Source organism: Microbacterium sp. Root61 (genome assembly GCF_001427525.1).
GTDB lineage: Bacteria > Actinomycetota > Actinomycetes > Actinomycetales > Microbacteriaceae > Microbacterium.
The window spans coordinates 918,816-943,251 of the sequence record NZ_LMGU01000001.1; the positions used below are offsets into that span (position 1 = coordinate 918,816).

General features: G+C 71.3%; 19 protein-coding genes. 11 read left to right on the forward strand and 8 right to left on the reverse strand.

Annotated elements, in window-relative coordinates:
• Nucleotides 1-103 precede the first annotated feature (103 nt).
• Nucleotides 104-1,876, reverse strand: a complete 1,773-nt coding sequence (locus ASD65_RS04490) for an ATP-dependent helicase (RefSeq protein ID WP_056224459.1) — start codon at nucleotides 1,874-1,876, stop codon at nucleotides 104-106.
• Complete coding sequence (gene nudC / locus ASD65_RS04495; RefSeq protein ID WP_056219072.1) at nucleotides 1,873-2,787, reverse strand: NAD(+) diphosphatase; 915 nt, start codon at nucleotides 2,785-2,787, stop codon at nucleotides 1,873-1,875. Before nudC ends, ASD65_RS04490 begins: the two co-directional genes overlap by 4 nt.
• A gap of 78 nt (nucleotides 2,788-2,865) precedes the next feature.
• Here nudC and ASD65_RS04500 point away from each other — a divergent pair, with 78 nt between their 5' ends.
• Complete coding sequence (locus ASD65_RS04500; protein WP_056219074.1) at nucleotides 2,866-4,257, forward strand: phosphotransferase; 1,392 nt, start codon at nucleotides 2,866-2,868, stop codon at nucleotides 4,255-4,257.
• A 61-nt stretch (nucleotides 4,258-4,318) separates the two neighbouring features.
• Here the strand turns inward: ASD65_RS04500 and ASD65_RS04505 are convergent, their stop codons facing one another.
• Both ASD65_RS04505 and ASD65_RS04510 read right to left on the reverse strand, forming a co-directional pair.
• Nucleotides 4,319-7,660, reverse strand: coding sequence for an ATP-dependent DNA helicase (locus tag ASD65_RS04505; RefSeq protein WP_056224461.1), 3,342 nt, complete (start codon nucleotides 7,658-7,660; stop codon nucleotides 4,319-4,321).
• Entirely contained in the window at nucleotides 7,657-10,818 is a 3,162-nt protein-coding gene (locus tag ASD65_RS04510) for a UrvD/REP family ATP-dependent DNA helicase (RefSeq protein WP_056219077.1), read from the reverse strand. The genes ASD65_RS04505 and ASD65_RS04510 overlap by 4 nt, the downstream gene beginning before the upstream one ends.
• A gap of 154 nt (nucleotides 10,819-10,972) precedes the next feature.
• On the opposite strand from ASD65_RS04510, the gene ASD65_RS04515 reads away from it, so the two are divergent.
• Together ASD65_RS04515 and ASD65_RS04520 are read left to right on the forward strand one after the other, a co-directional pair.
• Nucleotides 10,973-11,197, forward strand: a complete 225-nt coding sequence (locus ASD65_RS04515; protein ID WP_056219080.1) for a DUF3107 domain-containing protein — start codon at nucleotides 10,973-10,975, stop codon at nucleotides 11,195-11,197.
• 3 nt (nucleotides 11,198-11,200) lie between these two features.
• Nucleotides 11,201-11,491, forward strand: coding sequence for a hypothetical protein (locus ASD65_RS04520; RefSeq protein WP_056219083.1), 291 nt, complete (start codon nucleotides 11,201-11,203; stop codon nucleotides 11,489-11,491).
• Between the two features lie 17 nt (nucleotides 11,492-11,508).
• Here the strand turns inward: ASD65_RS04520 and ASD65_RS04525 are convergent, their stop codons facing one another.
• A complete protein-coding gene (locus tag ASD65_RS04525; RefSeq protein ID WP_056224463.1) occupies nucleotides 11,509-12,222 on the reverse strand; it encodes a ferritin-like fold-containing protein in 714 nt (237 codons plus the stop codon).
• A gap of 176 nt (nucleotides 12,223-12,398) precedes the next feature.
• Here ASD65_RS04525 and ASD65_RS04530 point away from each other — a divergent pair, with 176 nt between their 5' ends.
• A complete protein-coding gene (locus ASD65_RS04530) occupies nucleotides 12,399-13,898 on the forward strand; it encodes a DEAD/DEAH box helicase (protein WP_056219085.1) in 1,500 nt (499 codons plus the stop codon).
• 202 nt (nucleotides 13,899-14,100) lie between these two features.
• Nucleotides 14,101-14,538, forward strand: a complete 438-nt coding sequence (locus ASD65_RS04535) for an SHOCT domain-containing protein (protein ID WP_056219088.1) — start codon at nucleotides 14,101-14,103, stop codon at nucleotides 14,536-14,538.
• Between the two features lie 59 nt (nucleotides 14,539-14,597).
• On the opposite strand, the gene ASD65_RS04540 is transcribed toward ASD65_RS04535, so the two are convergent.
• Complete coding sequence (locus tag ASD65_RS04540) at nucleotides 14,598-15,461, reverse strand: PHP domain-containing protein (protein WP_200948618.1); 864 nt, start codon at nucleotides 15,459-15,461, stop codon at nucleotides 14,598-14,600.
• Nucleotides 15,462-15,561: 100 nt separating this feature from the next.
• Between ASD65_RS04540 and ASD65_RS04545 the strand changes: the two genes are divergently transcribed.
• From ASD65_RS04545 to ASD65_RS04555, 3 genes are read left to right on the forward strand one after another with little or no spacing between them, the layout of a single operon-like run.
• Entirely contained in the window at nucleotides 15,562-16,581 is a 1,020-nt protein-coding gene (locus ASD65_RS04545; protein WP_056219092.1) for an endonuclease/exonuclease/phosphatase family protein, read from the forward strand.
• Between the two features lie 38 nt (nucleotides 16,582-16,619).
• Nucleotides 16,620-18,050, forward strand: coding sequence for an aminopeptidase P family protein (locus ASD65_RS04550; RefSeq protein ID WP_056219094.1), 1,431 nt, complete (start codon nucleotides 16,620-16,622; stop codon nucleotides 18,048-18,050).
• Complete coding sequence (locus ASD65_RS04555) at nucleotides 18,047-19,840, forward strand: gamma-glutamyltransferase family protein (RefSeq protein ID WP_056219097.1); 1,794 nt, start codon at nucleotides 18,047-18,049, stop codon at nucleotides 19,838-19,840. Before ASD65_RS04550 ends, ASD65_RS04555 begins: the two co-directional genes overlap by 4 nt.
• A gap of 132 nt (nucleotides 19,841-19,972) precedes the next feature.
• Here the strand turns inward: ASD65_RS04555 and ASD65_RS04560 are convergent, their stop codons facing one another.
• Both ASD65_RS04560 and ASD65_RS04565 read right to left on the reverse strand, forming a co-directional pair.
• On the reverse strand, nucleotides 19,973-20,659 hold the full coding sequence (locus ASD65_RS04560; RefSeq protein ID WP_056219100.1) for an alpha/beta hydrolase family protein: 687 nt from the start codon (nucleotides 20,657-20,659) through the stop codon (nucleotides 19,973-19,975).
• 4 nt (nucleotides 20,660-20,663) lie between these two features.
• A complete protein-coding gene (locus ASD65_RS04565) occupies nucleotides 20,664-21,353 on the reverse strand; it encodes a general stress protein (protein WP_056224465.1) in 690 nt (229 codons plus the stop codon).
• A gap of 91 nt (nucleotides 21,354-21,444) precedes the next feature.
• Here ASD65_RS04565 and ASD65_RS04570 point away from each other — a divergent pair, with 91 nt between their 5' ends.
• Genes ASD65_RS04570 through ASD65_RS04580 form a run of 3 tightly spaced genes read left to right on the forward strand, consistent with a single transcriptional unit; the run spans nucleotide 21,445 to nucleotide 24,418 of the window.
• The gene (locus tag ASD65_RS04570; protein WP_056219104.1) at nucleotides 21,445-22,746 is read left to right on the forward strand and encodes a magnesium transporter MgtE N-terminal domain-containing protein; all 1,302 of its coding nucleotides are present in this window, start codon (nucleotides 21,445-21,447) and stop codon (nucleotides 22,744-22,746) included.
• Nucleotides 22,746-23,264, forward strand: a complete 519-nt coding sequence (locus tag ASD65_RS04575; RefSeq protein ID WP_056219106.1) for a DUF1003 domain-containing protein — start codon at nucleotides 22,746-22,748, stop codon at nucleotides 23,262-23,264. Before ASD65_RS04570 ends, ASD65_RS04575 begins: the two co-directional genes overlap by 1 nt.
• Nucleotides 23,261-24,418 (forward strand): Mrp/NBP35 family ATP-binding protein, encoded by a 1,158-nt coding sequence (locus tag ASD65_RS04580; RefSeq protein WP_056219109.1) that lies wholly within the window; start codon nucleotides 23,261-23,263, stop codon nucleotides 24,416-24,418. Before ASD65_RS04575 ends, ASD65_RS04580 begins: the two co-directional genes overlap by 4 nt.
• Nucleotides 24,419-24,436: the final 18 nt, after the last annotated feature.

Consider the following 24,436-nt stretch of genomic DNA (forward strand, 5'->3'; position numbering starts at 1 on the left):
GACCCCGCCTGGCCGCGGATCGCCGCCCAGCTGATCGGTCTGCGGAGCCCGCAGATCGGCGCCGCCGTGATCGGCGAGGCCGGGCTGATCGCCGCGCGACTCGTCAGCGACCCGGATCGGCCCCGCGCGATCGGTCGCTCACTGCTGATCCACGACGATTCGCTGCCGCGGAAATGGCGCTCGCATCGCCCGCACGCAGAGTGCCGTTGCCGATCTCTCGCACGAACCGGGACGGACCACGCTCCCGGTTCCCCACCCCTCGCGACCACGACAGCGAGAGAGTCCGACCGGCACGGGTGATGCCGACGTAGGCCAGCCGGCGCTCCTCGTCGATGTCCTCGAAGGTGGTGGCGTAGGAGATCGGCAGCAGTCCCTCGGCGAAGCCCACCAGATGCACGTGATCCCACTCGAGGCCCTTGGCCGCGTGCAGCGTGGCCAGGGTCACCGTGCGCATGGCCGGTTCGTCCTGCGACTTGGCCCGGGCCATCAGGTCATCGGCGAAGACGCGCAGCGTCACCTCGGCCGGCGCCTCCTCCGCCAGGCGCAGCAGCGCCGAGCGCGCCTCCCAGGCGTCACGAAGAGCGCCGCCGGCGGGCGGCGGCTCGTCGGTCAGGCCGAGCGAGCGCAGCACGTCGCGCACGGTGTCGACGAGACCGCCGTTCAGAGGGGCGACGGCCGCGCCGCGCAGCGCCATGACGGCCTGACGGACCTCGGGGACATCGAAGAACCGCTTGCCGCCGAGAACGGATGCCGCGATTCCCAGGTCCGCGAGGGCACGCACCACCTCGGGAGACTGGGAGTGAGCACGGTAGAGCACCGCGATGCGGCGGGGGTCTGTGCCCGAGTGGATGCGGGCGGCGATGGCGGCGGCCACGCCCCGCGCCTCCGACTCATCGTTGTCGTACGCGGTGACCGTGGGAAGCGGCAGGTCTTCGCGACGACCGCGGGTCTCCGCCGGGTGCAGCTCCAGGGCGCCGGGCCGATCGCGCATCAGGGCGTTGGCCGCGGCCAGGATCGGGGCATCCGATCGGTAGTTGGTCTCCAGGCGCACGACGTGGGTGTCGTCATGCCGGTGCTCGAACTCCAGCAGGAACCGTGCGTCGGCGCCGGCGAACGAGTACACGGTCTGGCTCGCGTCGCCGACGACGCACAGGTCGCGCCGGTCGCCGAGCCACAGTTCCAGCATTCGGTGCTGCAGCGGCGAGACGTCCTGGAACTCGTCGACGGTGAAGTGCCGGTACTGCTCCCACACGGCCTGGGCGATGCGGGGTTCGGCCTCGAGCATTCCCGCACAGGCCAGCAGGACGTCTTCGAAGTCGAGCTGCCGCCGTTCATCCTTGAGCTTCTCGTACGCCTTCTGCAGGTCGACGACGCGGGACACGTCGAAGCGTCCCACGCCGTTGGGCCGCGCGGCGGCGTAGGCATCTACGCTGCGCATCGTGACCTTGCGCCACTCGATCTCGCTGGCGATGTCGCGCAGCGTGGCCTTGTCGGGGGCCATGCCGAGGCCGTCCGCCGCGTGCGCCAGCATCCGCACCTTGTTGTCGATGATGCTGGGCGCAGAGTCGCCGGCGACCGTCGGCCAGAAGTAGTTGAGCTGGGCGAGCGCGGCCGCGTGGAACGTGCGTGCCGCAACTCCTTCGACCCCGAGCGCGCGCAGCCGACCGCGCATCTCGCCCGCGGCCTTGGCCGTGAAGGTCACCGCCATCACACGACCTGGAGAGTAGGCGCCGGTGTCCACGCCGTGCGCGATGCGGTGCGTGATCACCCGGGTCTTGCCGGTTCCCGCGCCGGCCAGTACGAGCACGGGGCCACGCAGCGTCTGCACCGCCTCGAGCTGGCGCTCGTCGAGGCCGCGGAGTGCTCCCTCGCTCATGCCGTCCCCGCGTGCCATTCGACGATCAGGCGTCGCGCGATCGACGACGATCCCGGCAGGATGATGTCGCTCTTGCCGGCCAGCGCCGCGCCGATCTCGGTGCGGTGGAACCAGCGCACCGCGACGATCTCCTCGCCGTCGGGTCGGGCCGCGGCGTCGTCGGCGGCCGTCGCATGGAAGCCCAGCATGAGCGACCGAGGATACGGCCAGGCCTGCGAGCCGCGGTAGCGCAGGTCGACGAGCTCCACACCGGCTTCCTCTCGCACTTCGCGGATGACGGCGGCCTCCAGCGACTCACCGGCCTCGGCGAATCCGGCGAAGCAGGAGAATCGGTCAGCACCCCACAGGGCGTTCGAGCCGAGGAGCAGGCGGTCGGGATCACGCGCGCTGGTGACCGCCACAATGGCCGCGGGGTCGGTGCGCGGAAAGTGCTCGCGTCCGCACGAGGGGCAGTGTCGCGACCAGCCGGCCAGCCGCAGTTCGGTGCGCGCGCCGCAGGCCGGACAGAACGGGGCGTCCAGCAGCCAGCGGCCGAGACTCAGTCCCTCGATGAACGTCGCGGCGTCGAAGGCGGACAGCTCGCCGCCGATCGTCCGCAGCGCCCCCCAGCCGGCAGGAGCGGCGACGGGCTCCTCGGCGTCGCGCGGGAACACCGCTGCCAGGATGGCCGCACCGTCGGGCGCGCGTCCGAGGAAGGCCCACTCCGCGTCGGCGGCGACCTCCGCGGGAGCAACGAAATGCAGTGCGGCCTCGTCCGAGAGCGGTGCGGCGTCGCCGTGCACGACGAGGACGCGGCTCGAGGCATCCGCACGCAGCGTTTCGAGGAGCCCCTCGACGGTGCGCTCGTCTGCCGCGCGATCGATGTCGGCGCGCGGCGAAGCGAGTGGTTTCGGGCTGTCGGGCGCCGTCATCGCGGACCTCTCTTGCGTTGGGCGACAAACCGGGCGTGGCGCGAAGGCACACGGGCGTACCCGACCTAACCTGGGCTCATGGCACGCTCTCCCCTCACTCTAGCCGCGTCCGTGACATCGGCTCTGCCGAGGGTCGGGGTCGTCGGGGTCGGTGTGCTGACCGAGGGCATCTCCGGTCGGTACGACTCCGCGGTGGCCCAGCTCGACGACGGTCGACAGGTGGTCGTGCGGGTTCCCGCGGACCCCTCCGTCGACCAGGAACTGGCCGCCGAGGTGCGCGCACTGCGCGCCCTCACACCCGGCGTCCGCGGGCTGCTGCCGTTCCGCGCGCCCGAGCTGCTCGGCGAGACCGGCCTCGGGAAGTCCCGGGCCGTCGTGGTCGACTTCCTCCCCGGCTACCGTGTCGACGCCGCCCATCTGCCTCCCGGTCGCGGTGCCGCGACCTCGGTCGGCGAGGCACTGGCCGCGCTGCACGCACTCCCCCTCTCGATCGTCCGCACCGAGGGCCTGCCCGTGCGCACGCCGCAGCAGGTGCGCGACGACGTCGTCCGACTCCTCGATCGCGCCGAGGCCACGCGCCGGGTGCCCGAAGAGCTCCTGGTCCGCTGGCATCGCGCCGTCGCCGCCGACACTCTGTGGCGGTTCGAGTCCGCGGTGGTGCTCGGTGGAGCGGGCGCGGCATCGTTCGTCTTCGAAGACGTCGACGACGCACCGACGGTGACCGGCGTCCTCGAATGGCACGGGCTGGCCGTGGGCGATCCCGCGACCGACTTGCAGTGGCTCGCGTCGGCCCCCACGGCGGCCGACGACGTGTACGGCGCATACGCCGAGCACAGCAACCGCGCCCCGGACGCGCTGGTGCGCGAACGCGCACGCCTGTACGCCGAGCTCGAGTTCGCCAAGTGGCTCGTGCACGGCCACGATGCCGGCGACGCCGACATCGTCGACGATGCGATCGGCCTGCTCACCGCGCTCGCGCAGGGGCTGCAGGGCGACGATCTGCTCACCGAGGGCGGCCTCGACGTGGATGACGCCATCGCGCTGCTCGACCGCGTGCCCGATGCTCCGGCCGCCGCCATCGACACGTCGATGCAGACCGACGCGTACGACCCCGCACTGCTCTCGCTCTTCCTCGCCGCGGAGTATGCCGAGGAGCCTGCCAAGGACGAGACCCCGCCGGCCCGCACAGCCGACCACACCGATCTGTTCGCGCAGGCGGAGTCGGCCGAGCCGACTGAGGTCGCCGAACCCCCGGCGCCCGCGGCGCACGCCGAAACTCCGGACCCCGCCCCCGCCCCCGCGTTCGCGTCCGACGATGTCTCGACCGCGCCGATCGACATCTCCGCCGTGATCGAGGAGTCCGCCCGCGAGTCGTTCTCCCGCGACACCGCGCCCGACGATGACGATCAGGCCGCGGCGGACCGTTCCGCCGAAGCCGCCTTGCGCCGCTGGACCGGCGCCGGGCAGTAGGACTCCCGGCGCACGGCGCACGGCGGACGCCGGACGCCGGCGCCGGCGCCGGCGGCAGCCTTCAGCCGCGCAGCACCAGGTCGTGACCGACGTAGTACAGCGCGACGTCGATCTCGTCCATCGGCACGCCGTGCTTCACGTGATAGGCGCGACGGTACAGCTCGAGCTGCAGCATCCGCTCGTCCTTCTCCCGCGCATCGGCGGGCGGGCGGCCGGTCTTCCAGTCGACGATCTCGATGCGATCGTCGCGATCCGTGCGCCGGTACACGGCGTCGAGCTTGCAGATGACGACGTGGGGTTCGCCGTCGAGCCCCTCATAGGCGAAGTCGATCTCGGTCTCCACCTCGATCGGCTGCAGCGTCGCCCACTCCGACCGCTCGAACAGCGCCTGCAGGCGCGCGAGCTCGGCGGCGTCCTGCGGGCCACCGAGCGCATCCGCGAGCTCTTCATCGCTCTCCCACAGGGCGTCATCCAGTGAGGCGCCCGCGCCCACGGTCCCGGAGCGCGCCTCGACCCAGGCGTGGAAGAGCGTGCCCAGGCGGGTCTGGCGGAACGGCCGCTCGGGCAGCGGTCGGGCGATCCGCGCGACGGTTCCGGAGTAGTCGGTGACGAACTCCTTGTAGCGGGACGCCGGAATCCGCGTCGGAGCCTTGCCGCCGGTGGGCGCGCGGCGAGCCTCCCTCTCCGCAAGAAGCAGCCGCAGGTCGGGTTCGGGGTCCGCACGGTCGGCGCCGAGCGCGGCGCGCACGATCTCGGCCGCCTCCTGCACGCGGGGACGACGCGCGCCGAGGGGGTCGATGGGCCATTCGAGGGTGCGCCGCTCCCCCAGGTACGGGTTCTCGCCGGGGTCGTCCACCGGCAGTTCGACCTGCAGCGCCGCCGCCATCTCCTCCAGGAAGGGACTTCGGTCGCGGGGCTTCTTCGTGCCGGACCAGCTCGACCCGGTCAGCAGCAGGTGGTCACGGGCGCGGGTGACGGCGACATAGGCGAGCCGTCGGTCCTCCGCCAGCTGCCGCGCACGATTCGCGGCGACGAAGTCCTCGATCGCCTGCTTCAGATCCTGCTGCGTCGGAGAGTCGCGTGCCTCCCACGCGAGCACGGGCAGCCACGGCGCATCGCCGCGGAAGGCGTACGGCAGCACGCCGAAGCCGAGCCAGCCCTTCGTGTCGCGCGGAGCACTGGGCAGCTCGTCCTTCACCAGTCGCACCACCGCGACGGCGTCCCACTCCAGCCCCTTCGACCCGTGGATCGTCAGCAGCTGCACGACGTCGTCCTCGGGCGGCTCGGTGCGCGGCGCGAATTCGTCGAGCTGCTCGGCATGTTCGAGCCACGCGAGCAGGCTCGTCAGCGAGCCGGTCTCGTCCGCCGCGAGGAACGCGTGCAGCTCGTCGACGAAGGCGCGCAGCTGTGCCGACGCGATCCGTGCCGGACCCCGGGCCTCGTTGGCCGCGAGCTCGATGTCGAGCCGCAGCTCGAGCTCGACCAAGCGCACCAGGTCGGGGATCGGCATCCCCACCGCGTGCCGCAGTCCCGCGAACACCGCAGCGGCCTCGCGCAGCCGTTCGCGCGCGCCAGGGGTGAATTCGGCGAGCCAGCCGTGGTCGGCGGGATGCCGCAGCACGAAGTCGAGCGCGTCCACCAGGGATCCGTCGTCCTCCCCCGCGCCGGCGCGGATCTGCTCGGCGACCTCGGGGGCGAGCGGCTGCAGCGCCGCGTCGTGGCGGGAGATGCGGCGCGCGAGCTGCGCCAGGACGCGCAGGTCGGCGAGGCCGATCGACCATCGCGGTCCGGCCAGGAGCCGGATGAGCGCCGAGCCGGCGGCCGGGTCGCTGATGACACGGAGCGCCGCGACCACGTCGACGACCTCGGGCGTGGACAGCAGTCCGCCGAGGCCCAGGATGCGATGCGGGATGCCGCGACGCCCGAGTGCGTCGCCGAAGCGGACCATGTGCTTCTTGCTGCGGAACAGGATCGCCCCGGTCGTCGGGCGCCCCTCCGCCGCACGACCCGCGCGGACGCCGGCGAACCACTCCGCGACCCGATCGGCCTCGGTGTCGAGGTCGCTGTCGAAGAGGAGCTGCACGTCGCCGTCGGGCGCGCCCGGTCGTGGCCGGAGCTCTTCGACGGTCACGGGCGAGCTGACCGCGAGCGGCGCGAGCACGGCGTTGGCCGCGGCCAGGACGTCGGCGCTGTTGCGCCAGCTGGTCAGCAGCGAGAAGTTCAGGCACCTGCCGGTCGGTGAGAAGGCTGCGGCGAATCCGCCGAGGTTGCCGGCGCTCGCGCCGCGCCACCCGTAGATCGCCTGGTGCGGGTCGCCGACGGCCATGACCGCGGTGCCGCCGAACAGTGCGGAGAGCAGCCCGGTCTGGACGACCGAAGTGTCCTGGTACTCGTCCAGGAGCACCACCCGGTAGCGCTGACGCAGCTCCTCGGCCACCGAGGCGTGGCTCTGCACGATCTGCACCGCGCCGGCGACCTGGTCGGAGAAGTCCAGCACGCCCAGTCGCCGCTTCTGGTCGGCGTACGCCCGCGCGAGGCCGGCCAGCAGCGACAGCGCCGCGACCTTGTCGCTCGCTTCGGCGACGTCGGCGTAGACGACGGTGGCCTTGCGGGTGGACGGTCGTTCCAGCACGTCGGCGAATCGCTCGGGGAACGCCTCCAGCTCCTCCATCGGGACGAGGTTGTCGACGCCGTCGCGGGCGATGCGCAGCGCGCCGTCGATGATGGTGCGCACGGCCTCGCCGCGCAGTTCGAGTCGGGGGTCGTCGGAGGCGAAGACCACCCTCCGCATCAGCAGCCACGCCGCGGATTCGGACAGGATGGCGGCCTCGGCGTCCCAGCCGATCCGCACCGCATGCTCGCGCACGATGCCGTCCGCGAACGCGTTGTAGGTCGAGACGGTGGGGCGGTGCAGGAGCGAATCGTCGTCGGCGGATGCCGCATCCGGATCCGCCACGGACTCCCTCGCGTGCTGGGCCGCCAGCTCGGCCAGCGCCGCGTGGCGTCCCGCATCCCGCTGTGCACCGCCCTCGCGCTCCAGCACGCCGAAGACTTCGAGCTTCCCATCCGCCCACAGTGCGGGAAGCGCGGGGAGCAGCCCGCGCCGTTCGAACTCGGCCAGGCGCGCGAGCCGGCGCTGGATGCGTTCGGCGAGCTCTCCCGCGGCCTTGCGGGTGAACGTGAGGCCGAGCACCTCGTCGCGCCGCACGATGCCGTTCGCGACGAGCCAGACGACGCGCGCGGCCATCGTCTCGGTCTTGCCGCTGCCTGCTCCGGCCACCACGAGTGCCGGCTCCAACGGCGCCTCGATGACCGCCGTCTGCTCGACGGTGGGCGGGAACTGGCCGAGCGCGGCGGCGATGACGGCGGCCGACAGCGGGGCGGCCGGAGTGGGTGCGGTCACGACGCGCTCACCGCCGAGATGGTGTGGATGCGGCACAGTCCGTACGAGTGCTCGTCACGGCAGTGCTCCTCGTACGGTGCGCTGAAGTGGTCGCCGCGCATCACCACGACGGCATCGCTGATGCGGCCGAGGAACGCATCGCGGCGTTCGTCGTCGAACGGCGGCTGGCGCGGTGTCACATAGTCCGCCCGTGCCGCCGTGGGTCGCAGTACGAGCAGCGCGGCTCCGCCCGGCTTGTGCCCGGCGGCTTCGGGGATGGCGCCGGACTCGAAGGCGAGCTGGTACGCCGCGAGCTGCGGGTTGTCCAGCACCTTCGCGTCGGTCTGCGGTTCGCGCTTGCCCGTCTTCAGATCGACGATCACGACGGTGTCATCCGGCATCAGCTCCACGCGGTCGATGTAGCCCGACAGGATCACGCCGTGCTCGTAGGTGTCGGCATCATCGACCGGGATCGCCACCTCGAAGTGGGGCTCGGCGCCGATCAGCACCCCGCCCGCGGCTTCGAAGCGGCGCAGGTAGAGATGGAGTCGCCGCACCAGGTCGCGGGCCCGCGTCTGCTCGGCGCGATCGCGCCAGTCGGCTTCGAACGAGAGCTCGCCCCAGCGCGCCATCACGGCGTTCCAGATGCTCTCTTCGTCCTGGCCCTCGGCGTGCTCGAGCGCGGCGTGGATGATGGTGCCGATCCCGGCCGTCGTTCCGCCCGGGTCGCCGCCGAGATCGCCGATCACCCAGTTCAGCTGGCATTCCTCCAGCGCGTGCAGCCGCGACGGCGAGACGCGCACGTCCTCCTTGGCGAGGTCGCGCAGCGGGGCGGTCGAGGTCGGGGCCGCCACGCCGTACCACTGCATCGGCGCGGCGCCCGCGACCGCGGCATCCGCCAGCAGCGCGAGCTGACCGGCGGCGCGCTCGCGCGCCCGTGGGGCCGCATACGGGTCGGTGAGGGCGCGCCGGTGCAGCGCGACCAGTCCTCGGAGGGACAGCGGATGCTCCATCGCACGCGTCGCGCCCTGCGGCGTCGGCAGGAACTCGAACAACACGCTCGGTCCGGTGTCGTCATCGTCTACGGCCGTGACGATCAGCCGGGAGCGGCTGCGCGAGACCGCACGGGCGAACAGGCGCAACTCATCGTGCATGGCGGCGCGACGGCGGTCCAGGATGCCGGGGGCGGCGGCATCGACGCGGGTCGCGGCATCCGCGAGTCGCCACGTGTCCAACAGCCCGCCGCGCAGCCTGGTGTTGGGCCACACGCCCTCCTGCACCCCCGCAACGACGACCGTGTCGAACTCGGTGCCGAGGGCGCCGGCCGGAGTCAGGAGACGCACGGACTGCTCCGGCGGGGGCGCCGCGAGGCGGTCTTCGGCGACATCGCTGTCGAGGATGCCGCGGACGAACACCCGCGGGTCGGCATCGGGACCCCGCTCGACGAACCTCTTCGCCGCCTCGAACAGCGCCACGACGGCATCGAGATCCCGCCCCGCCTGCTCGGCGAGCGGCCCGGTTCCTCGCGCCGCTTCGGCCCAGGGCTTCTCCAGGCGGCTCTGCTCCCATGCCGTCCAGAGCAGCTCGTGCGCCGACCCGCCGCCGTCGAACTCGGTGCGCAGCGCGGCCAGGGTGCGGGCGGTGCGAGCCGCGCGCCGGGCCTCGCGCGTGTCGACGAGGTCGAACTCGAGCGGTTGGGTCATGGCCGACGCGAGCAGTTCCCGCCCGGCGCGCTCCCCGCCCGCGGCCAGCTCGGTGTGGCGCAGGGCGGTGCGCAGACGACGGACGTCGATCGCGTCGAGCCCGCCGACGGTACCCAGCAGCACGTCGGTGAGTTCGTCCGACGTCCAGGTCGCGGCATCCCGCGTCGCGATCTCCACCAGGCGCAGCAGATCGCGCACCGGGCGGAGCATGCCGAGCGCGCGCCCCGGGCCGCTCGCCCGAGCGGGTACCTCCCGCGCAGTCAGCTCGGCCTCCAGCGCGGCGACCTGCCGGGTGTCGTGCGCGATGACCGCGCACTGCGCCCAGGGCACGCCGTCGTGCACGTGTCGTTCGCGCAGGAGCCGCGCGATCGCGTCGAACTCCTCGGAGGCCGAGCGCAGCGCGAACGCCTGCACGGACTCGTCCGGCGCGGATCCCGTCGGTGCGGCGCGGTGCGCGACCACGCCGACCGCGCCGATGCGCTGCGTCACCTCGCGCAGGAGGTCGGTCTGCACCGGGGTGCCGCGGTGCCCCGTCGGGAGCACTGAGATCGCGCCGAGCGACCCGGCGAGCCGGGCGAAGTTCTCCGGCATGGCGCCGCGGAAGGCGCCCGAACCCACGTCGGGATCGCCGAACGCCAACACTGCAACGCCCCGCGCGCGGCAGGCCTCGACCAGCTCGACACCGCCCAGGGTGAGCTCCTGCGCGTCGTCGATCAGGAGCACGCGGACTCTGCCGAACGCGCCCAGCACCGGAGTGGGACCTGCCGGTGCGACCCGCAGGATGCCGACCGCCTCGCGGACGAGACCCGCCGCGTCGCGGTGCGCACCGCGCATGTCGGCCCGCACCCGGAGGTACTCGGTGTAGAACGAGGCGAGCGAGATCCAGGCCGGCAGAGTGTGAGCCTCGCCCAGCGCGCGCAGCTGCGCCGGCTCGATGCCGAGCGTCGCGCACTCGGCGAGGAAGGTGCGCACATCGGTGCGGAACCCGCGCGTGCCGCGGATCGCAGGACCGAGCCACTCCGGCCAGCGGCTCGGCGCGTGCCCCTCGTCCTCGGCATCCCCGTCGAGCAGGTCCTGGATGATCTGGTCTTCGTCGCCACCGGTGAGCAGTTGCGGCGGCTCGTTGCCGGCGTGCACTTCGGCGCCCCGCACGATCTGGAAGGCGAATGAGGCCACCGACCGCGCCAGAGCCCCGGACGTGGCACGCCCCACGGCGAGGGCGAGCCGGTCGCGCAGGACGGTCGCCGTCTGCCGGGACGGGGTCAGCACGAGGATCGCGTCGGGGTCGATCCCGGCGGCCACCAGCGCCGCGACCCGTGCCACCAGCGTCGTGGTCTTGCCACTGCCGGGTGCGCCGACGACGACACCGGATGCCGCGGCCGGCAGCGCGACGACGGCCTGCTGCGCGGCATCCGATCGGTGCTCCGTGGGCGCCTCGACCGCGCGCGCCGAGACGGCTGCTCCCCGATCAGTCATGCCCGCCACGCTATCGTCCATGGCCGACATGGGCCGTTCGCCGAGAGCGTGCAGCAAGCGGCCTGCGCCGTTCCCGGTGTGTCGTAGAGTTGCCATGCGCCGGGGAGATCCGGGCCACCCGGGACCAACCCGGAGGCAGAAAGGCAGTGACACCGTGGAGATCCGCATCGGCATCGCGAACACGGGCCGCGAGCTCAGCTTCGAGACCAACGACCCGTCCGACGACGTGAAGAAGTCCGTCGCCGCCGCGCTGGACGCCGCAGCCACCCACGTGTCGTTCACCGACAACAAGGGCAACGCGTACATCGTCCCCACTGCGGGCCTCGCCTACATCGAGTTCGGGACCGAAGAGTCCCGCCGCATCGGCTTCGTCGCCTGACCCATGCAGATCCTGCTCGCGTTCATCGTGGGAGCCGTCTTCGGCATCGCCGCGCACTACCTCGCACCGGGGCGTGAGACGCGCGGAGTCGCGCTGGCCCCGATGATCGGTGCCTTCGTGGGCGGCCTGGTCTGGCTCATCTTCACGTGGGCCGGTGTCGGCATCGACAACCCCTGGATCTGGATCGTCTCGTTCGCCGTGCCGTTCGTGGTCGTCTACCCCATCGTCAGCATGCTGGCGCGGGTACGCACGGCGCACGACGAGCGCGAGCGCGTGCGCCTCAAGATCGCCTGAAGACGGATGCCGCGGCCTCAGGCCGCGAGCCCCATGGCGTCCATGCGCCGTGAGTGAGCGGCCATCAATTCGGTGAAGACCGGTTCGACCTTCTTCTCCTCCGCCGCGCCGAGCGTCGTCGGACGCAGCGCGGCGCGCGCGATCAGGAGGGTGTCGCCGACGAGCCGACGCCCCCACAGTGCGAGCAGCGACCGCCACTCCTCATCACTGGCGATGCTCTCGCCGATGATGTCGATGATGGCGTCGCGGTCGTCATCCGCCTGCAGGATGATCGCGACGCGACGGCCCGTGTCGGCGTAGCTCGCAGACAGCGCCAGATAGAAGTCGTCCAGCATCCCGGCCGTGATGTGCACCGAGAGCATCGTCTCCTGCGGCCGCACCCCGTGCGTGGCGCGGCGGAACGCGTCCAGCGGCTCGCGGAACGGCAGCATCAGCGTCGTGGGGTCATCGCCCCGCTCACGGATGAGGGCGACCAGTTCTTCGTGCTTGGTCAGTGCAGCCCCGGCGGCTCGCGACAGCGACTCCTTCTGCCCGAGCTCCGGCGTGGAGGCGATCAGCTCGCTGAGCGTCTCGAAGAATCCGAGCTGCAGGTAGGCGGCCTGACCCAGGAAGGTGTCGATCTCGGGGGCGAGCTCTTCGAAGTCGACGCGGGTGGCGTCGCCGAGGTCTCCTCGAGACTTGAGGTGCAGCACCCGATCCTCGGGTCGCCGCTGCCAGAACCACTTCACCACGGGCACAGCCTAGTCGGACCACGATGAGCGGGCGGCGCGGCGCCGGGGAGCGCTCAGGCCGGTTCCGGTATCGTTGAAGCGTCCCGGCATCGGATCGGGCCCCCGCGCCTGTGGCTGAGTGAAGGGCGTGGACCTCTCACCCCCGGCGGCACCTCACCGCCAGACAGGCTCATATCGTGACGACCTTCGCCGAACTCGGCGTCGATCAGGACATCGTGGATGTCCTCGCAAGCAAGGGCATCGTGGATGCCTTCCCCATCCAGGAGCAGACGATCCCCCTCGGCCTTCCCGGCCAGGACATCATCGGCCAGGCCAAGACGGGTACCGGAAAGACCTTCGGCTTCGGCATCCCCGTGGTGCAGCGTCTCGGTCTCAACCCCGAGCACGGCGTCAAGGCCCTGATCGTGGTTCCGACCCGCGAGCTGTGCGTGCAGGTCTATGAAGACATCGACATGCTCACCTCCGGTCGCAGCACCAGCGTCGTGGCGATCTACGGCGGCAAGGCCTACGAGGGTCAGATCGACCAGCTCAAGGCCGGCGCCCAGATCGTCGTCGGCACCCCCGGGCGCCTCATCGACCTGAACAACCAGCGTCTGCTCGACCTCTCGAACGCGACCGAGGTCGTACTCGACGAGGCCGACAAGATGCTCGACCTCGGATTCCTCCCCGACATCGAGAAGATCTTCCAGAAGGTGCCGGCGATCCGCCACACCCAGCTGTTCTCGGCGACGATGCCCGGCCCGATCGTGGCGATGGCGCGTCGGTTCATGACCAACCCGATCCACATCCGGGCGACCGACCCCGATGAGGGCCTCACACAGGCCAACATCAAGCACGTCGTCTACCGCGCGCACTCGCTCGACAAGGACGAGGTCATCGCCCGCATCCTGCAGGCCGAGGGTCGCGGCAAGACCGTGATCTTCACGCGCACGAAGCGTGCTGCCCAGCGTCTGTCCGACGAGCTCGGCGACCGCGGCTTCAACACCGCCTCCGTGCACGGCGACATGAGCCAGGAGGCGCGCGAGCGCTCGATGGCCGCGTTCAAGGCCGGCAAGAAGGACGTGCTCATCGCGACCGACGTCGCCGCCCGCGGCATCGACGTCGACGATGTCACCCACGTGATCAACCACACGATCCCGGACGACGAGAAGACCTACCTGCACCGCGCCGGTCGTACCGGCCGGGCCGGCAAGACCGGCATCGCGGTGACCTTCGTGGACTGGGACGACCTGCACAAGTGGGCGCTCATCAACCGCGCCCTCGAGTTCGGTCAGCCCGAGCCCACCGAGACGTACTCGTCGAGCCCGCACCTGTACACCGACCTCGACATCCCCGCCGGCACCAAGGGACGTCTCACGACGGCTCCGAAGGCGCAGCCCAAGACGACGGATGCCCCGCGCACCGACCGCTCGGACCGCTCGGAGCGTGAAGGCGGCACCGGCCGTCGTCGTCGCCGCGGCGGTTCTTCGGAGGGCGCGGCGACCGCGACGGCCGAGCGCACCACCGCGCCTGCGGCTCCCGAGGTTCCGACGGAACACGGTGCACACGATGCGGCCGATGGTGCCGGCACCCACGACGGCGGCGGCAACGAGCACCACGACGGCAACGCGGCACCGCGTCGTCGTCGGCGTCGCCGCGCCCCCCGCACGGGCGGTGCACCGGCCGGCGCAGCGTAAACCAGACGATCAGGCGGTCGCGGTGTCTTCGGACATCGCGGCCGCCTTTCTCGTGCCCGGGAGCCTTATGTGCAGTCCGATGGTCGGCTACGACACGTCATATACGCGAAACGAAATGTTCCGTGACTGATGGTTCCTGTGGGTCTAGTGTGAATGTGGACGACACCGTCGCCATCTCACAGTTCTTTCGAAAGGCACTATCGTGCGACTTGCTGAAGCGGTCAACACCGCCTATGAATACCAGGGCTTCTGGGGATCCTTCTGGGACATCATCTGGTGGTTCCTGTGGATCTTCGTCTTCGTCACCTACCTCTTCGTGCTGTTCGCCATCATCGGCGACCTGTTCCGCGACCACAAGCTGAACGGCTGGTGGAAGGCCGTCTGGATCATCTTCCTTCTGTTCCTGCCCTTCCTGACCGCGCTGGTGTACCTCATCGCCCGCGGCAGGGGCATGGCGGAGCGCAGCCAGGCGCAGGCCAAGCAGCTGGAGGCGGCACAGGCCGCGTACATCCAGTCGGTCGCCAACGGCGCAGCGGGCGGCAGCCCGGCCGACGAGATCGCCAAGGCCAAGGGTCTGCTCGACTCGGGCACGATCACGCAGGCCGAGTACGACGCCATCAAGGCGAAGGCGCTCAGCTGATCGGATTGCTCTTCGGAGAAGCCCCGCTCCTCACGGAGTGGGGCTTTTCTGCGCCCGGGCTATGGGTACACCGGCGCGCTGCCGGTGCCGCGATCGATGATGCGGGCGACCATGCCGTCCGACGTCGTGTTCTCCCCCGGCAAGTTCGGCTTGCCGAGGCCGTGATAGTCGCTGGACCCCGTCACGATGAGGTCCCGCTCGTCGCAGAGCCGCTGCAGGGTCGAGATGCCGTCCTGCAGGTTCTCGCGATGACCGAGTTCGAACCCGGCGAGACCGGCATCCAGCATCCGTTCCATCAACGGCGTCGGCAGCAAACCTGCTCGACCGGCCGGGTGCGCGATGATCGCCACTCCCCCGGCGCCGGTGATCAGCTCGACCGCCGTGACCGGGTCGGGCGCGAACAGGGCGATGTAATAGTCGCCGTTCGGGCTCAGGATGCTGGAGAAAGCCTCGGCGCGGTCGCGCACGTGCCCCTTGGCGATGAGCGCATCGGCGATGTGCGGGCGTCCGACAGTGGCGCCGTCGGAGGTCTGGGCGACGATGTCTGCCCATTCGAGGTCGTAGTCGCGCGAGATGCGATCCGCCATCGTTCGCGCCCGATCCATCCGCGAGGAGCGGATGCGATCGGTCATGGCCCGCAGCGCAGGGTCGTCGGGATCGATGAGGTATGCCAGGACGTGCACGCTGCGCCACTGGTGCTTGGCGGACAGCTCCATCCCGGGGAGGAACGTCACGCCCAGGGATGACGCGGCCTCGGCCGCCTCGGCCCACCCCGAGGTCGTGTCGTGATCGGTCAGCGCCGCGGTCCGCAGTCCGTACCGGTGGGCGGCGGCCATCACCTGTGCAGGAGACTCGGTGCCGTCCGAGTGCACCGAGTGCATATGCAGGTCGCTCGGGCCGTGGAATCGAGGCGATGACTGCATCATCCGAGCGTACCGCGATGGGCCGATCCGACCGGTGGAATCGGCGATGCGTGCCGCGGCATCCGTGGATTTCTCAGACTGCTCGCATAGAGTCGCGGACGTGTTGCGCCTGCTCGGTATCCTCGTCACCGTCCTTTGCGCGATCGCGGCCGCTATCCTGACCTGGCCGCAGTTCTTCCGCCTGGAGCGCACCTTCCCGATCGCCCAGATCGTCTCCTTCCGCGGATTCCTCGCCGCCGCGTTCGCCATCGCGTTCGTGCTGCTGCTCCTCCTGGCGATCGCGCGACCGATCCGCGGGCTCGCTCTGTCGCTCGCCCTCGTGACCCTCATCGCCGGCGTCGCCAACGGCGCGATCCTGCTGAGCCGCGGCATCGGCACCGACGCGCTCCCCGAGAAAGGCCCGGACAGCATCCGCGTCATGACGTGGAACACGGCCGGATCGGCGACCTCCCCCGAGACCGTCGCGCAGATCGCCGTGGCGATGGATGCCGACATCGTGACGCTGCCGGAGACCACGATCGAGACCGGCGAACAGGTGGCGCTCGCGATGCGCGATCTCGGGCACAGGATGTGGGCACATCATGCCGAGTACGGCACCGACGGATGGGATGCGCGCTCCACGACGCTGTTGATCTCCCCCGACCTCGGCGACTACGCCGTCATCGATTCCTCGACCGACGGTACGAGCAACACCTCGACGGTGCCCAGCGCGGTCGCGATGCCCACGAGCGGGGACGGCCCCATCGTGGTCGCGGCGCACGCCGTCGCGCCTCGCCAGGCGTACATGCAGCACTGGCGCGACGACCTGCAGTGGCTGGCCGACCAGTGCGTGGATCCCAACGTCATCATGGCCGGCGACTTCAACGCGACGATCGACCACATGGGCGGTCTCGGCATGGACGGCGGCACGCTCGGCCGCTGCCACGACGCTGCGGCCGACACCGGGAACGGCGGAGTGGGCACCTGGTCGACCGAGTTCCCCGCAGTGATGGGCGCCCCGATCGACCACGTGATGGCCTCGAGCCACTGGAAGCCGACCGGGTCGGTCGTGCTGCGCTCCATGGATGGCTCCGGCAGCGACCATCGACCCCTCGTCGTCCAGCTCGAACCGGTGCCCTGACCCTCCACTCTCAGCACCCCGCGTGTAAGACTTGACGCATGAGCGAGACAGGGCAGAGCACCACACCCGCAGCCGAGGAGCAGGCACCGCCTGCGGAGGCGAACGCGACCACGAATCGGCGCCAGCCGTTCCCGCAGGGGTTCCTCGACACGATCTCGACGGGATGGGCCGAGCGGCCCGAGTCCACCCCGCCGCAGCGCGAGCAGGCGGCCTACGCGGCGCGGCGCCGTGCCGCGGTGTCGGCGGCGTTCCCCGGGCAACGCCTGGTCGTCCCGGCGGGCGATGCCAAGGTGCGCAGCAACGACACCGACTACCCGTTCCGCGCGCACAGCGCCTTCGCCCACCTGACCGGGTGGGAGAACGACGCCGAACCCGGATCGGTCCTCGTCTTCGAGCCGAGCGACGCCGGCCACGACGTCACACTGTACTTCCGTGAGCGCGCAGACCGCACCACCGCGGAGTTCTACAGCGACGCGTCGATCGGCGAGTTCTGGATCGGCCCGCGCCCCGCGCTCGGCGGCGTCGAGGCCGACCTGGGTCTCGCAACACAGCACGTCGATGCCTTCGAGGCGCGCGACGCCGACCTCGTCGTGGACGTCGATGAGGACCTCACGCGTTTCGTGTCGGAGCTGCGCCTGATCAAGGACGAGTACGAGATCGCGCAGATGACGCTCGCCGTCGACGTCACCGCCCGCGGCTTCGACGACATCGTCGCCGAACTGCCCCGCATCGTCGCGCACCCGCGCGGCGAGCGGATCGTCGAGGGCGTATTCCACCTGCGCGCACGCAGCGACGGCAACTGGGAGGGCTACGACACCATCGCGGCGTCCGGCCCGCACGCGTGCTACCTGCACTGGACCCGCAACGACGGGGCCGTGGTCCCGGGCGACCTGATCCTCGTCGACGCCGGCGTGGAAGTCGACAGCCTCTACACCGCCGACATCACGCGCACCATCCCGGTGAGCGGCACCTTCACGCCGACGCAGCGGATGGTCTACGAGACCGTGCGCGAAGCGGCGGATGCGGCCTTCGCGGCTGCCCGCCCCGGCGTCAAGTTCCGCTCGGTCCACGACGCGGCCATGCAGGTCATCGCCGCGCGCGTCGCCGAGTGGGGCCTGCTGCCGGTCACCGCCGCAGAGGCGCTGGATGCCGACACCGGCGGCCAGCACCGTCGCTACATGGTGCACGGCACGAGCCATCACTTGGGCATCGACGTGCACGACTGCGCGCAGGCCCGCCGCGAGATGTACTACGACGGCGAACTGGCACCCGGCATGGTGTTCACGATCGAGCCGGGTCTGTACTTCCAGATCGACGACGAGACCGTTCCGGCGGAGTTCCGCGGCATCGGCGTGCGCATCGAGGACGACATCCTGATGACCGCCGACGGCCCGGTGAACCTCTCGGCCGCGATCCCGCGGACCGCGGACGACGTCGAGGCCTGGGTGGCACGCGGGCTCACGCGGTGAGTTTCACGCCGCCCGCGTCCTTCACCTCGCGGCCCACCTTGCAGGGCACCTTCGGGATGGCGGCATCCACCCATTGGCTCGCCACCGCCAGCGCTCAAGCCGTGCTCGAGCGCGGCGGCAACGCGTTCGATGCGGCCACGGCGGGCGCATTCGTGCTGCACGTCGTCGAACCGCACCTCAACGGCCCCGGCGGCGACCTCGTCGGCATCTTCGCCACGGCGGAGGCCCCCGGCACCCCCGTCGTGCTGATGGGTCAGGGCCCGGCACCCGCCGGCGCGACGATCGAGCACTTCCGCGGCGAGGGGCTCGACCTCGTGCCCGGCGCGGGCGGCCTCGCGGCGGCGATCCCCGGCGCGGTCGACGCCTGGCTCACGCTGCTGCGCGACCACGGCACGTGGGAGCTCGCCGACGTGCTCGGCTTCGCCATCGGCTACGCCCGGGACGGCCATCCGCAGCTCCCCCAGGTCGCCGCGACGATCGGACGCGTCGCCGCCCTGTTCGCGGAGCACTGGCCCTCCTCCGCCGCCCTGTGGATGCCGGAGGGCGTCGTTCCGGCAGCCGGCACCCTCGTGTGCAATCCCGCCTACGCGGCCGTCCTGGAGGCGCTCATCGCCGCGGGCGAGGGTGCCGGCGACCGAGCGGCACGCATCGACGCAGCCCGTCGCGAATGGAGCCACGGCCTCGTCGCCCGGGAGGCATCGGCCTTCCTGGCCACGCCGCACCGCCACTCCAGCGGCACCGATCACGCCGGAGTCATCACGCCGGAGGACTTCGCGTCCTTCTCGGCCGGCTACGAGACGCCGGTGACGGCGGACTTCCGCGGGCACACGATCGCCAAGGCCGGCGCATGGACGCAGGGTCCGGCGCTGCTGCAGACGCTGCGGATCCTCGACGGGTACGCCGACGACGAGCTCGACCCGTCGACCGAGGGCGGCGCGCACGTCGTCCTCGAGGCGATCAAGCTCGCCCTGGCCGATCGCGACGCCTACTACGGCGACGCCGACGTGCCGCTGGACGCGCTGCTCGCCGACGGGTACGCCCGACAACGGCGGGCGCAGATCACTCCTGCCGCGTCCACGGAGTGGCGGCCCGGGCAGTTGCCCGGGCGCACCCCGTTCGCCCCGCGGCTGCGCGAAGACGACGGAACGGATGCCGATCTCAGCGCCGTCGGTGAGCCCACGGTCGCGGCATCCGGTCAGACTCGCGGCGACACGTGCCACATCGACGTCGTCGACCGCTGGGGCAACATCATCGCCGTCACGCCCTCTGGCGGCTGGCTGCAGTCCTCCCCCACGATTCCCGCGCTCGGGTTCTGCCTGGGCACGCGCCTGCAGATGACGTGGCTCGACGCCGCGGCTCCCTCCGCGCTGCGCCCCGGACTCCGCCCGCGCACTACGCTCACCCCGACCCTGGTCCTCAAGGACGGTCGCGCCGTCATCGCGATGGGCACGCCCGGCGGCGACCAGCAGGACCAGTGGCAGGTGCCCGCCCTGCTGCGCATGCTCGTCGGCGGCTACACGCCGCAGCAGGCGATCGACGCACCGGGTTTCCACTCCACGGCGCGCATCGACTCGTTCTGGCCGCGCACGTGGCAGCCGGCCGGCGCCGTCGTGGAGGACCGGCTCGGCGACGAGGTCATCGCCGGACTCGAGCGGCGCGGACACGTCGTCGCACGCGCGGGAGTGTGGAGCCTGGGCCGGCTTTCGGCCGTCGGCATCGACCGGGAGCGCGGTGTGCTGTGGGCCGCCGCGAATCCGCGCGGAGCACAGGGCTACGCCGCCGGACGCTGAGCCGCCGCGCACGGCGGGGATGCAGCATCCGCACGGCGTCCTCGTGCACAGCTTCGGGGCTACGCCGCGACATGCCGCCCCGCGATGACCTCGGCCCGGCGTATCGCCGGCCGGCCCCGAACTTGTGCCGCGCTAGGCCTCCGAGCGAGCGCGGATGAATTCGGCGACCAACGGAGCGAGGTCGGCGCCGATCTCGTCCGCGGGGCGCTTGCGGCCCTTCACCTCGAACGAGTGCGCAGCGTCCTCGATCCACTCGAGGGTGGCGTCCTGGCAGGAGGCGACGGCCTCCAGCAGCTGCTCGTGCGGGTCGATGAACGGATCGCGCGTGCCCTCGATGAACAGCTGCGGACCGGCCACATCGGGAAGATGCGCCACGCGCGGCTTGCTGGGATCCCCCGGCGGATGCAGCGGATAGCCGAGGTAGATCAGGCCGGCGGGCGCGATCGCGCCCTCGGCCGCGGCCATCGACGCCATCCGTCCGCCGTAGGACTTGCCCGAGGCCCACAGCGCGTCGTCCGGCGCGCGTGCGGCCGTCCACTCTGACACCGCAGCCCACGTGCGCACCGCGTGCGCGGGCGGTCCCGGCATCCGTCTGCCCGTCTCGATGTGCGGGAAGTTGAAGCGCAGCGTCGCGAAGCCCTGCGCGCGCAGGCCGCGGGCGAAGCCGACGTAGAACGGATGCGCGTAGCCGGCACCGGCACCGTGGGCAATGGCGACGGTGACGGATGCGGCGTCCGGGCGGCCGTACGCCGCGGAGACCTCGACCGGCCCGGCGGGCAGCGCGACGGAGATGCGCTCGAGCGTCTCGTCTGCGTCCATCGGGTCAGGCGGGGCGGTCGGACTCGTCCGGCGTCTCCGCAGGGCTCGACGCATCGCCGGACGGCGCCTCGGTCGGCGCGTCGTCAGTGGGGACGACACGTTCGCCATAGCGCGGCGGCTCATGGACGGCCGGGTCCGCGGGAGCGGGCGTGGGCGTGGTCGTGGTCGGACGCGCCAGCGGCGCCGCGACGACGGGCGCCGGGGCGGCGGGACTCTCGGCGACGGCGTTCGGGCCGAGGATCTGCCGGGCGCGGTGCACGCTGGTGTCGGCCACGGTGACCTCGTAGTAGTCGGCGACGACCTGCATCACCGAGGCGAAGTCACGACGGCGTCGCACGAACGAGTACGTCACCAGGCTCAGGAGCATGCCGATCGCGATGCCGACGAACAGCACCCCCACGAACACGGGGATCGAGACCGCCGGCGACCCCAGAACGAAGATCGCGGAGAAGAAGAGTCCGAGCAGCAGACCGTTGATCGCGCCGGAGCGTGCCGCGGTCGCGTAGCCGAGGCGGCCCGTCACGCGCTCGATCGAGCGCAGCCCCTGCCCGACGATGGCGATGTCGCGCGCCGGAACCTCGCCCGCGATGAGGGCCGAGACCGCCTTCTGCGCGGATTCGTACTTGCTGAAGCTGGCCACCGTGGGACCGACGATCTCTCGGCCCGGTGGGAGCCGTCCGCCCATCATGCTCATGTCCCCATCTTCGCATGCGTCGCCGACGCGGACCTGTGGACTCGGCGTCATGCCCCGGTGGGATCGTCGGAGGTCGCACTACGCTGGAGAAGTGAGCACGCAGAGGGTTTTCGTCGCACGCCTGGCCGGCTGCGCGGTCTTCGACCCCGCTGGCGACCGACTCGGCAAGGTCCGGGACGTCGTCGTCGTGTATCGAAAAGACGACCCTCCCCGTGTCGTCGGCCTCGTGGTGGAGATCCCCGGCCGCCGCCACGTGTTCGTCTCGATCGGTCGAGTCACCTCGATCGAGACCGGCCAGGTCATCACGACCGGCCTCATCAACGTGCGGCGCTTCCAGGAGCGCGGCGGCGAGGTCCGTGTCATGGCGGAGCTGCTCGGACGCAAGGTCTATCTGAACGACGGCAGCGGTCGCGCGGTCATCGAGGATGTCGCCATCGAGCGTAATCGCCTCGGTGAGTGGGACATCGGCCAGCTCTTCCTGCGGCGCCCGAAGACGAGCGCCTCGCCCTTCGCGAAGGGCCCCACCACGTTCGCGAACTGGACCGAGATCCGCGAGGAGCAGGTCCCCGGCGAGGCGCAGTCCGCCGAGCAGCTCGTGGCCAGCTACTCCGAGCTCAAGGCCGCCGACCTCGCCAACACCCTTCTCGACCTTCCAGAGGATCGCCTCATCGAGGTCGCCGAAGAACTCACCGACGACCGGCTCGCCGACGCGCTCGAGGAGATGCCCGAAGGCGATCAGGTGCACATCCTCGAGGCCCTCGGCGACGAGCGCGCCGCCGACATCCTCGACGCGATGGAGCCCGACGACGCGGCGGACCTGCTCGGTCAGTTGCCGGAAGCGCGGCTGGAAGAGCTCCTGGACCTGATGGAGCCCGAAGAGGCCGACGACGTCCGCGCGCTGCTGCAGTACGGCCCCGACACCGCGGGTGGTCTGATGACGCCCGAGCCCATCGTGCTGTCCGCCGACGCGACGGTGGCCGAGGCGCTGGCGCTCATCCGCCGCCACGAGCTGCACCCTGCGCTCGCGGCCGCCGTCTTCGTGACGCTCCCGCCGTACGAGACGCCGACCGGTCGCCTGCTGGGAACGGTGCATTTCCAACGGATGCTGCGCTATCCCCCGCACGAGCGTCTGGGCGCGATCATCGACGACACGCTCGACCCGGTACCCGCGCAGTCCTCCGCCGCGGGAGTCGCGCGTATGCTCGCCAGCTACAACCTCGTGTCGCTCCCGGTCGTCGACCAGGCGCACCGCCTCGTCGGCGCGGTCAGCGTCGACGATGTGCTGGACTACCTGCTGCCCGAGGACTGGCGTTCGCACGACGGTGACGACGACGCCCCGAAGGCGCCGGCATCCGTTCCGACGACCACCGCAAGCATCCCGAGGCGGCGATGATGGCGCGGTCTCCTCGCCGCTCGTCGCTGGACGCGCCTCTCGGGCGCTCCGGACTCCTCGGGCGCAACCCGCAGGGATCGAGCGACAGCTTCGGGCGATTCTCGGAGGCGTTCGCCCGCGCGATGGGCACCTCCGGGTTCCTCATCGGGATGACGATCTTCGTCACGGTGTGGCTGCTGTGGAACTCGCTCATGCCGGTCGAGCTGCAGTTCGACCCGAAAGCGACGAACTTCACCCTGCTGACGCTCATCCTGTCGCTGCAGGCGTCCTACGCGGCACCGCTCATCCTGCTCGCGCAGAACCGTCAGGACGACCGCGACCGCGTGCAGATCGAGCAGGACCGCCAGCGCGCCGAGCGCAACCTGGCCGACACCGAGTACCTCGCGCGGGAGATCGTGGCGCTGCGCATGGCCGTCGCCGACTTCCAGGGCGAGATCATGACCAAGGACGTGCTGCGCGCCGAACTGCGATCGATGCTCGAGAAGCTCGACGACCGCGGCGAGCGGGAAGGCCGATGACCGCCGACGACCTCGTCGATGCCGTCCGCCGCAGTGTGGGCGCCGTCGTCGACCCCGAACTTCGCCGCCCCATCTCCGACCTCGACATGGTCCGCGACATCGCCGTCGACGACGGGATCGCCCACGTCGGCATCGTGCTGACGATCGTCGGATGCCCCGCCGCTGCGCGCATCGAATCCGACGTGCGCTCGGCTGCGGCATCCGTTCCCGGCGTCACGGGCGTCGACCTCACGATCGGCGTGATGACTCCCGACGAGCGGCGTGGTCTCACCGAGCGACTGCGCGGCGGACGCGCGGCGCGGGAGATGCCGTTCGGCCCCGAGTCGCTGACCCGTGTGATCGCCGTCACCAGCGGCAAGGGCGGTGTCGGCAAGTCCACCGTCACGGCGAACCTCGCGGTGGCACTGGCCCGACGCGGACTCGCCGTCGGACTCATCGATGCCGATGTGCACGGGTTCTCCATCCCTGGGCTGCTCGGGTTGACCGGTCCGGACGGCGCGGCGCCCGCGCCGACCCGCATCGACGACCTCATGCTGCCGGCGGTCGCGTACGGCGTGAAGACCATTTCGATCGGCATGTTCCTGCGGCGCGGCAACGACGACGGCCCCCTCGGCGCCGTCGCCTGGCGCGGACCGATGCTGCACCGGACGGTGCAGCAGTTCCTCACCGACGTGTACTTCGGCGACCTCGACGTGCTGCTCATCGACATGCCGCCCGGCACCGGCGACGTCGCGATCTCGGTGGGGCAGTTCCTGCCGCACGCCGAGGTGCTGGTCGTCACGACGCCGCAGAGCGCGGCGGCCGATGTGGCCGTCCGCAGCGGTCTGGTCGCCCGTCAGACCGGTCAGCGGGTGATCGGCGTCGTGGAGAACATGGCCGCCCTCACACTGCCGGACGGCACCCAGCTGGAGCTGTTCGGCTCCGGCGGCGGAGCGGCCGTCGCGGCCGCCCTGTCCACGGACGGCAACGAGGTGCGCGTGCGGGCGTCGATCCCGCTCAGCGTCGCCCTGCGTGCGGACAGCGATGCCGGAGCACCGGTGGTCGCGACGCACCCCGACGATCCCGCAGCGGTCGCGATCGAGCAGCTTGCGGCGAGCCTCGTCGCCGAACCGCGGGGCCTGGCCGGACGGCCGCTCCCGTTCACACCGCGCTGAGCCGGACGGCAGTCGCTG